Below are 9,032 nucleotides of genomic sequence, written 5' to 3'. Positions count from 1 at the left end.
CCTTGGCTGTGATTTCACAGAGCTCATCAAGGTTTGCTGGGTCTTCACACCAGATCTGGGCTTCCTGAACGGCCATCAGCAGGGCTTTAGCGGCCTTGGGGTTTTGATCAACCCAGTCGGCGCGCATTGAGAAGGCCTTCTCGGGGTGGTTTTTCCAGAGTTCGCCGGTGACGGCGGCTGTGTAACCCAGTTTCTTGTTCACCAGGCGCTGATTCCAGGGCTCACCAACGCAGAAGGTGTCCATGGTGCCGGTCTGCATGTTTGCCACCATCTGGGGGGGTGGCACCACTACCAGGTCGGCATCCTTATTGGGATCAATGCCATTGGCGGCGAGCCAATAGCGCATCCATAGGTCGTGGGTGCCGCCGGGGAAGGTAACGGCCGCTTTGAATTTCTTGCCCTTAGCGCTGGCCTGTTGCGTTGCTTTTGCCAAGCCTTCTTTGTTGTCGATGCTGAGCTTGTTAGCCAGGTAGTCCTTCGACACCGACAGCCCCTGGCCTTGCAGGTTTAGCCGCGCCAGGGTGTACATCGGCAGGGGCTGCTTGGTCTTGGTGATCGTGCCGGCAGTTAGCAGTAGCGGCATAGGCGAGAGGATGTGGGCGCCATCAATGCCGCCGCCGCTGCTACCTAGCTCCAGGTTGTCGCGGGTTGCGGCCCAGGAGGTTTGCTTCACCACCTTCACCTCGGGCATGCCGTGCTTGGCAAACAAACCCTTCTCCAGGGCAATGATCAGGGGCGCAGCGTCGGTGAGGGCGATGAAGCCCAAGGTGGCAGTCTTCAGCTCAGGTGCATCCGCACCACCGGCCTGACTTGTTGTTTGATTTTCAGATTTTTTGCTGGGGCTGCCACAGGCGGCTAGCCAGATGGCTCCAGCTGCCGAACCGGCGGCGGTGATTAGAAACTTGCGGCGCGAAAGGTTGGACATGGCTGGATTGGGATGGGCCGGAGTGGCGGCAACTGCACTCCGGACGGGCTCCACAAAGAAGCGCACCGAACCGGTCTAAAAATCGAGCCGGCGCACAAGCTGACCGACCCAATTACAAGACCACGGCTGGCTTCAACTTGAGGGTTGCAATTGCTACCGATTGCCGCTTTCGCTGGGATTGGCCAGGGTTTGCCGCAGTCGCTCGCCGCACCTCGAGGCGAGTAGAGCTCGCGCTTGCTCGAGGGCGTCAGCAAGGTTTTCGAAGCGATCAGCCAGCCAGAGGTAGGCCCCCAGATTCCAGAGCAGCGGTGCGGCCAGGGGGCCTTCGCCACCGAGGGCGGCCAGTGCTTGCTGCTGCCAGGTTTCCAAGTTTTCCCAGGCGATTTCATCGCCGTGGAGGCCGTGGTCCCGGGGGTGCACGAGCAGCCGCTCCAGCGAGCCCTGGCGGACCCGGGCGGTGATGCCAGCCCGGCTGGTGGGTAGGTCGGTCGACCCCTCCAGGCCCTTCACGGTGAGCACCTCGGTTTCACCGGCGGTGGCCAGGGCCTCCCAGGCCCGTTTTTCGGTGGGGGGATGGACGAAACCACTCACTAGTAGGTGGTCGCCGCAGTGGGGGGTCCAGAGCAGTTCCAGGCTGGCCACGGGGGGGCGCTTGCCAATTTCATCGCGCACCGGCAGCAACCTTTCCGCGGCTGGGAAGTGGTCGGGCTGGTGCGTGAGGGCCAGGTGGTGGGTGCTCAGCCGTTGCTGCAGAGCGGCGAGGCTGAGCCCACGCCATTCAATGCCGAGGGCGGCGAACAGCTCGGCCAAGGTGACTCCGTACTTAACCGGCATCGGGTCGCCGCCGTGCAGCACCACCGGGATCTCGGCGCTGGCCAGCACCAGGGCGAGCAGGGGCAGCAGGGGGGCGGTGCGGCTGCGGCCGTCGTAAGGCACGCCGAAACAAATGGCCTGGCGGCCAGGGGTCTCCAGCTTCGGGCCGTGGCTGCGGTAGCTGTCGAGCATGCCGGTCAATTCGATCGGCAGCGGCCGGCGAATCCGGTGGGCGATCAGGAAGGCTCCAAGCTGCGCATCGCTTGCCTGACCCTGGAGCATCAGGTCCATGGCGTCGCGGGCCTCATCGCGGCTGAGGCCCGTGCTGGTGTGCTCACCGCTGCCCACCTTGGCAATCAGTTCGCGAAAGCGGGCCCGTTCGGGGCCGAGGGCTTCGAGGCGCTGCAGGCGTCTGAGCTCTGCCTCCGCCTCTGGAGCTACGGATTGTAGCGGTTGCGACACAGGAAGCGACTCGCACTGCAGACAATTCCAATTGTCTCCCTGCGGGGAGCTTTTTTCCCATTTCTGTTTTCCGGCGGCGTAGCTCTCATCGGCGCTTGCTCGGATCCACCTTGCGGCTGTGTGGCGGCAGGGCGGACATGCCGAGGTTGTTCCGTGTTTCGAGATTCCGCCCCATGACTAGCTCCACCATTTCTGCGGCCAGCCAGCCGCCCCTCAGCAAAATCGAGCAGGCCAAGGCCGAGCTCTGCGGCTTGGAGTTGGCGCCCCGGCTTGCCGAAATGGGGCGTGAAGGCTGGGAAGCACTCGACGAAGCCACGCTCACGATCCGGCTCAAGTGGCTGGGGATCTTCTTCCGGCCTGTGACGCCCGGGCGCTTCATGTTGCGGCTGCGGCTGCCCAACGGCGTGATCAGCGCTGAGCAGCTGGAGCTGCTGGCTGAGGCGATCGATCGTTGTGGCGAGCACGGCAGTGCCGACATCACCACCCGCCAAAACCTGCAGCTGCGGGGCCTGCTGCTGGAGGACATGGCGCCGCTGATGGTGGCGCTGGAGACCTTGGGGCTCACCAGCCGCCAGTCGGGCCACGACAACCCCCGCAACATCACCGGCAACCCGCTGGCGGGCATTGACCCAGAGGAGATCGTCGACACCCGCCCCCTGGTGGAGGCGATTCAGGCGCGGCTGCTGGGGCCGGCCGGTCCCCGCAACCTGCCGCGCAAGTTCAATGTGGCCGTGGGGGGCGCACCAGATAGCTTTCTGCTGCACAACGACCTGGCCTTCCTGCCGGCCGAGCACAACGGTGAGCTGGGTTTCACGGTGCTGGTGGGGGGCTTCTTTTCAGCTCAGCGCAACGAGTTGGCGGTGCCCCTGGGACTGTGGCTGCGGGCGGAGCAGCTAGCCGACTTCACCCTGGCGTTGTTGCATCACTACGAGCGCGCAGGCAACCGGCAGCAGCGCAACAAAAGCCGGTTGATGTATCTGATCGACGAGCTCGGGATCGATGCCTACCGGGCTGAGCTGGTTGCAGCCTTTGCCGAACCCGTGCTCAGCCACGCTGGCTCCCACCTGGTAAACCGCGCCCCCCGCTCGGGCCTGGGCGTCCATGGCCAGAAGCAGGAGGGGCTCCACTGGGTGGGGTTGCATGTGCCCATGGGCCGGCTGGAGGCGGCTTCGATGTTGGAGCTTGCCGGTTTGGCACGCACCTATGGCAGCGGCGAGCTGCGTCTCACCGAGGCCCAGAACGCCTTGATCGTCAATGTGCCCGGCGATCGCCTCGAGGCCCTGCTGGCCGAACCCCTGCTGCAGCGCTTCCGCCCCGACCCTTCGACCCTGCAGGCTGAAGCGGTGAGCTGCACCGGCAACGCCTACTGCAGCTTCGCTTTGATCCCCACCAAGAGCGTGGCCCAGCAGGTGCTTGAACAGCTGGAGCGGCGCATCGAGTTGCCTGAGGCGGTGCGCATGCACTGGACCGGCTGCCCCAATGCCTGTGGCCAGCCCTACATGGGTCAGATCGGGCTGATGGGGGCCAAGGCCCGCAAGGATGGGGAGATGGTGGAGGCGGCCAAGCTGTTTCTCGGCGGCTCCATGGGCGCCGAGCCCAAGCTGGCTGAGCTGCACCACAAGGGAGTGCCCCTCAGCGACCTGCCGGATGTGCTGGAGCAGCTCTTCGTAGAGCACTTTGGAGCTCGCCGCCGCGAGCCGGCAGCCTCCTGATGGCCCTGGCCCCTGTTGCGCCCCAACTAATGCCGGCGGATCTGCCACCCAGTGGCTGCGCGGATCGCTGGCCCTGGCTGCAACAGCTGCGCAGCCAGCCCGAGCTGGATGCCGAACCCTGGCTGGCGGCTCTGGAGGCTGGGGTTCTGGGGACAGACCAGGATCTTTTAGCCATCCTGGCGGAGCGACTGGATCCGCCGGCCCAGTTGCGCCTGCTGCGCTGGTGGCGCCTGCAGGCCAAGCCCGATCCCGCCGTACCCGCCCAGGTGCTGCGCCACCTGGATGGGGCCAGTGCTGCCTGGTTGCTGGAGCAGGGGGCCGCGGGCCCGGCTGCCCTTGCTGCGGAGTTGCCCCCCGCCGTGGCGGCGGCCCTGCTTCCCTTGCTGGGTCACCAGCGCCAGCGTCAGGCCTGGCCGGTGCTGCAGGCCTGGTTGCAGGCGCCGATTGCTGCGCACCTGCGGCGCGCAGCGCTGGAGGGGGTGGCCCGGGGCCTGTCGGTGTGGCCCCGGGCCCAGCTGCGGGTTGTGCTCAGCGCCCTCGCCGCCGATCTGGATACCCAGCTGGCTGCCACAGCGGTGGATCTGCTGGCCCGCTTGCCCGGCGCCCGCCGGGCCCTGGTGCCCCTGGGCCTTCGCCAGCTGGATCCCCAGTTGGCGGAGCGCCTTGGTCGCCGCCTCGCGGCCATCCCCGCCCGGCCCCTGCTGCTGGTGGTGCATGGCCGCATGGGCGGGGAGCTTCCGGCTGAGCTGGTGGCGCTGGCTGCCGAACTGGAGCGCCGCCGCGGGGCGCCCGTGCGCCTGCAGGCCCTCAGCGCTTTGGCGCCGCCGGCGCCCCAGGAGCTGCTGCTGGGCGATCTGGGCGATCAGCAGCTCACCCTGGTGCCCTTGCTGCTGCTGCCGGGCGGCCACGTGCGCCACGACCTGCCGGCGATCGCGCGCCATTGGGCTGGGTTTGCGAGGGTGCAGCGCATCCCCTTTCTGGGGGCCTGGCCCCGCTGGCAGGCGGCGCTGGCTGTGGAGCTGGCGGGGTTGGGCCCCAGGGATTCCCAGGGCTCCGCTGTGCCCCTGCTGTTGCACCATCCCCTTGAGGGCCCCCTGGCAGGGCGATATCTGGCCACCCTGGAACGGCGCACCGGTTGCCGTTGTCTGGCCACTCCATACAGTGCAGAGCACCTCGCCGAGCTGCAGCTGACCCTCTCCGCACCGGCGCTGCCCCTGGTTCTGGCGGCCAATCGGCTCACCGACCAGCTTGCCGATCAGGTGGGTCCGCCGCTGCTGCAAAGGCCGCTCCTGCACCAGCTGTTGCTGAGCGAACTCGAGGCCTTGCCATGAGTGCTGCCCCCCAGCCAGGCACTGTCCCCCAGCCCGGCACCGTGTATCTGGTGGGGGCGGGTCCGGGCGACCCCGAGCTGCTCACCCTCAAGGCCCATCGCCTGCTGCAGCAGTGCGATGCCCTCGTCTACGACTCCCTGGTGCCCAAGGCCCTGCTGGATCTGGTGCCGGCGGGCTGTGAGCGCCGCTTCGTGGGCAAGCGCCGCGGTCACCATTCGGTGCCCCAGCCCAGTACCAATGCGGTTCTGGTGGAGTTGGCCGGCCGCTGCCGCTTGATCGTGCGGCTCAAGGGCGGCGATCCCTTTCTGTTTGGCCGGGGCGGCGAGGAGGCGGCCCACCTGGCGGCCCGGGGCATTCCGGTGCAGGTGGTGCCCGGCGTGACGGCGGGCATCGCGGCGCCTGCCTACGCTGGCATTCCGGTGACCCACCGGCGGGCCGGCTCCAGCGTCACCTTTGTGACCGGCCATGAGGAGATCGACAAGCAGCGTCCGGGGGTCGACTGGCGCGGCCTGGCCCGCTGCAGCGACGGCCTTGTGATCTACATGGGCCTGCACAACCTGCGCCGCATCGCCGAGGAATTGATGCTGGGGGGCCTGGCCGCTGACACGCCGGCGGCGGTGATCCAGCAGGGCACGGTGGTGGGCCAGCGCCTGTTGCTCAGCCCCCTGGGCGAACTGGCCGACCGGGCCGGCGAGCAGAATTTCGCCTCCCCCTCGATCGTGCTGGTGGGCCCGGTGGTGGCCCAGCGGGTGGCCGCCTGCAGTCCTGCTCCAGCTGCCGTGGAGATGCCGATTCCCTTTTGAGGGGCAGGCCCTGCTTTGAGGGGCAGGCTCTGCGGGTCACTAGCGAAACTGGCCGGTGGTTTGGCGGTTTCAGTAGTGGTTGAAACGGTTGGTTGGTCGGATTGTTCGTTTCACTGATGCTTCCCAAGCCAGCCTCCGTGCCGGACCTAATGACTGCGTTCATGCCCAAACCGGCGCCGATGTTTGAGTTGATCCCCTACGAGAAGTTTCGAGATACCCCGGCGGTGCGCTTTTTTGACATCACCGTCGCCGCATCGAATGCCCGCGACCTGGTGATCCATGCCGGCCCGGCCATCAGCCCCCCTGACGAGGAGAAGACTGGCGCCTGGCAGTTTTATCTGCACCCCCACCAGGAGGACAACCTGCTGGCCCTCCATGGCGGCCGCACCTTCTACCTGGTGAATCTCGGCTGGAATTACCCGTATCACATAGTTCGCCTGGAAACCGGCGGCGACATCCTGCGCATTCCCCCGGGCACCTTCCACCGCTCCGTTTCCGACCCGGATGGCTCGGTGGTGCTCAACCAGGCCGTGCGCGAGGAGGGTGCCAGCGTGCTGCGGGAATTCCGCGTCTACAACAGCCGCCGCATCCCGCGCCTGTTTGCCACCACCTTCAAAACGGCGCCCCTCCCCAAGTTGCACGGGGTGAGCTGGTAGACCTAGAGGCGCAGATCGAGGCTGCAGGAGCCCGGTTCTGGGCCGCGCAGGCTTGGCCCCTTAGCCCTGGGGCCCCCGGGCTGGGCGGCGATGGGCCCAAAGCCCTGCTCCTCCCGCTCCAGCCGCCAGGCCTGCAGCCTGGTGCCGCTGGCGGCATCGCTCAGTTCCAGCTCTAGGGGCACATCCACCGGCAGGCAGGGATGCAGGCAGGGGAACAGGGCCTCCTGGCGGTAGCGCACGGACAGCGGCCCCTGCTCCTCTGGAGCTGGCAGGGGCAAGGCTCTGCCCTGCAGCTCCAGCCGGAAGCGGCGGCGGAAGTCGGGGCTGGTGATCAGTTCAAAGCGCCGCAGGGAGCTGTCCACGAAGCGGCTGGTGCTGCCCCCCTCCACCGGCGTGTCGCAGAGCAGGGGCCAGGGTTCGAGGGCCCGGCGGATCGTCAGTTCCGCTGCGCCCTCCTGCCAGTGCAGCAGCTGGGGGAAGCGCCACTGCCAGATCTCCGCAAAGGGTTTGGGATCGAGCGCCAGGCCGGCAGCGGCGAGCTCGGCCAGCACCTGCTCCAGATCGCTCCAGAGCTGGCTGGGGAGTAGGAGCTGGTCGTGCAGGGCTGGGCCCCAGTCACGCAGCTGGCTGGGGCGATGGGCGGGCTCCAGCAGATGCACGGCCAGGGCGCGCCAGAGCAGGGCGACGGCGTTGGTCCAGCCGGGCTCCGGCAAGGACTCCAGGGCCCGAAATTCCAGCAGCCCCTGGCAGCCTGCGGTCCAGGCCGGGTTCCAGAACTTGTCGAGGCTGATCTCGCTGCGGTGCGTGTTGCCGCTGCGGTCGGCGTGCAGGTGGCGCAGGGTTTCGCCGATCGCCACCCTCTGGTCCCCCGGGGGCAGGTGCTCGAGGGCCCGGTGGGCCAGTTCCAGGTCCAGCGGGCTGGCGGAGCCCTCATCGGTTCGGGGTGCCTGGGAAGCCGGGCCGACGCTGCGGCCGCTGAACAGGTACCCCAGGCATGGGTGGTGCTGCCAGTAGCGCAGGATTCCCACCAGCCAGGCAGGTCGGGCAAAGAAGGGGTTGGTCTCCAGGCTCGGCCCCCCCAGCAGCAGGTGGTTGCCGCCGCCGGTGCCCTCGCGGCGCCCGCCCTGCTCACGCCAACAGCGCAGGCCCACGGCCGCGGCGGCCTGCTCCAGCAGCAGGATCCATTCGGCATAGTCCTGCCAGCTGGGGCACACCGGCAGGTTTACCTCCAGCACGCCGGGGTCGGCCGTCAGGCCCAGCACCTGCCAGTGGCCGCTGCAGTCCACCGGCAGCACGCCGCTGAGCTCCGGCCGCTGCCAGGCGGTGCTGTGCCGGGCGATCAGCTGCAGGAGCTGTTCCAGGGGCTCCCGGGCCAGGGGTGGCAGAAACAGTCCCCAGCCCTCCCCATCGAGCTCCAGGGTGAGCACCTGGCGCAGGCCCTGCTCAGGGAAGTGCTGCAGGGGTAGGCGCAGCCCGGCCGGGCCCTGGGCTGCACTGAGCTGGCGCAGGGGCTTGGCCAGCGGCCAGTTGAGCGAATGCCAGCGGCCCTGCTCGCAGCTCAGCGGTATGGCCCAAATCCGCCGATCGGCCTGGTGGGGGTCCCTCAGGGCCAGGGGGTGCAGGCGGCAGCCGAGCACCTCGCCGAGTTTCGCCAAAAATTTCAGCGCCTGGCTTTTTCTGGGCACCGCGGCTGGGTTCGGGCTAGGCCAGAGCGCCAGGGGGTCGCCGTCGCCGCCGCGGATCAGCCGTAGGGCCCAGCGGGGATTGACTTCGCCGTCGTAGCGCTTGCCGGGGCAGTAGAGCAGGGTGCTGTCGGGCCAGGCCCGACGTTGCAGCTCCTTGGCCAGGGCCCTGGCATAGCCGAGCTTGGTGGGGCCATCGGCGGCCACGCTCCACTCCGCCCCATCCGGTTCGAGGGGCACCAAGGTTGGCTCCCCACCCATGGTGAGCTGCACGCCGGCCTGGCGCAGGCGGTGTTCGATTACCTCGGCAGGAACTGGGATGGCCTCAGCAGGGCCTGGGATCGCTTCAGACACGGCTGGCTCGGGCTCAGAGGGGATGGGGAACCTCAGGGGCCCCTGTCGATTCATGAATTGTCGACTTATCTATTGCCGACGCTTGGATTGCCGACTCCTGGATTTCAGCCTCGATGCTCCAGCTCATTTTGCTCTCTACGCCGTTGGGGCCGGAGAAGCTGCCGGTGACCGCCGCCGTCAGCTCCGGCTTGGAGGAGGTGGCCAGGGGGATGTAGCGGTCGTCGATGATGCCGCTGCCGCTCGGGTCAAAGCCCCGCCAGCCGGCGCCGGGGAGGTAGACCTCGGCCCAGGCAT

General features: G+C 67.9%; 7 protein-coding genes and 1 pseudogene. 4 read left to right on the top strand and 4 right to left on the bottom strand.

The features are described 5' to 3' along the window. Together KBZ07_RS11965 and KBZ07_RS11960 are read right to left on the bottom strand one after the other, a co-directional pair. Window positions 1-925: CmpA/NrtA family ABC transporter substrate-binding protein (locus tag KBZ07_RS11965; protein ID WP_254931824.1), on the bottom strand; the 925-nt coding region annotated here is incomplete at its 3' end. A 153-nt stretch (window positions 926-1,078) separates the two neighbouring features. Beyond that, window positions 1,079-2,146: an anthranilate phosphoribosyltransferase gene (locus tag KBZ07_RS11960; protein WP_254931826.1), complete on the bottom strand. Its 1,068-nt coding sequence runs from the start codon at window positions 2,144-2,146 to the stop codon at window positions 1,079-1,081. A 227-nt stretch (window positions 2,147-2,373) separates the two neighbouring features. On the opposite strand from KBZ07_RS11960, the gene KBZ07_RS11955 reads away from it, so the two are divergent. The 4 genes from KBZ07_RS11955 (at window position 2,374) to KBZ07_RS11940 (ending at window position 6,702) form a co-directional block, all read left to right on the top strand. Further along, window positions 2,374-3,912, top strand: a complete 1,539-nt coding sequence (locus tag KBZ07_RS11955; protein WP_254931823.1) for a ferredoxin--nitrite reductase — start codon at window positions 2,374-2,376, stop codon at window positions 3,910-3,912. After that, the gene (locus KBZ07_RS11950) at window positions 3,912-5,243 is read left to right on the top strand and encodes a CbiX/SirB N-terminal domain-containing protein (protein WP_254931822.1); all 1,332 of its coding nucleotides are present in this window, start codon (window positions 3,912-3,914) and stop codon (window positions 5,241-5,243) included. Before KBZ07_RS11955 ends, KBZ07_RS11950 begins: the two co-directional genes overlap by 1 nt. Then, window positions 5,240-6,046 (top strand): uroporphyrinogen-III C-methyltransferase, encoded by an 807-nt coding sequence (gene cobA, locus KBZ07_RS11945; protein WP_254931821.1) that lies wholly within the window; start codon window positions 5,240-5,242, stop codon window positions 6,044-6,046. The genes KBZ07_RS11950 and cobA overlap by 4 nt, the downstream gene beginning before the upstream one ends. 179 nt (window positions 6,047-6,225) lie before the next feature. Beyond that, the gene (locus tag KBZ07_RS11940) at window positions 6,226-6,702 is read left to right on the top strand and encodes a redox protein (protein WP_254931825.1); all 477 of its coding nucleotides are present in this window, start codon (window positions 6,226-6,228) and stop codon (window positions 6,700-6,702) included. Between the two features lie 2 nt (window positions 6,703-6,704). Here KBZ07_RS11940 and KBZ07_RS11935 read toward each other — a convergent pair whose 3' ends face one another. Then, a complete protein-coding gene (locus tag KBZ07_RS11935; RefSeq protein WP_254931820.1) occupies window positions 6,705-8,738 on the bottom strand; it encodes a transglutaminase family protein in 2,034 nt (677 codons plus the stop codon). Between the two features lie 13 nt (window positions 8,739-8,751). Next, window positions 8,752-9,032 (bottom strand): annotated as a pseudogene (locus KBZ07_RS11930) (hypothetical protein); the annotation flags it as partial.

It is taken from the genome of Cyanobium sp. BA20m-14 (assembly GCF_024346295.1).
This window is presented reverse-complemented; position numbering and strand designations above follow the sequence as displayed.

What these genes read in the sequence shown, in the direction of transcription:
- KBZ07_RS11955 (WP_254931823.1), top strand. Translation starts at nt 2,374, where the DNA reads ATGACTAGCTCCACCATTTCTGCGGCCAGCCAGCCGCCCCTCAGCAAA.
- KBZ07_RS11950 (WP_254931822.1), top strand. Translation starts at nt 3,912, where the DNA reads ATGGCCCTGGCCCCTGTTGCGCCCCAACTAATGCCGGCGGATCTGCCA.
- cobA (WP_254931821.1), top strand. Translation starts at nt 5,240, where the DNA reads ATGAGTGCTGCCCCCCAGCCAGGCACTGTCCCCCAGCCCGGCACCGTG.
- KBZ07_RS11940 (WP_254931825.1), top strand. Translation starts at nt 6,226, where the DNA reads ATGTTTGAGTTGATCCCCTACGAGAAGTTTCGAGATACCCCGGCGGTG.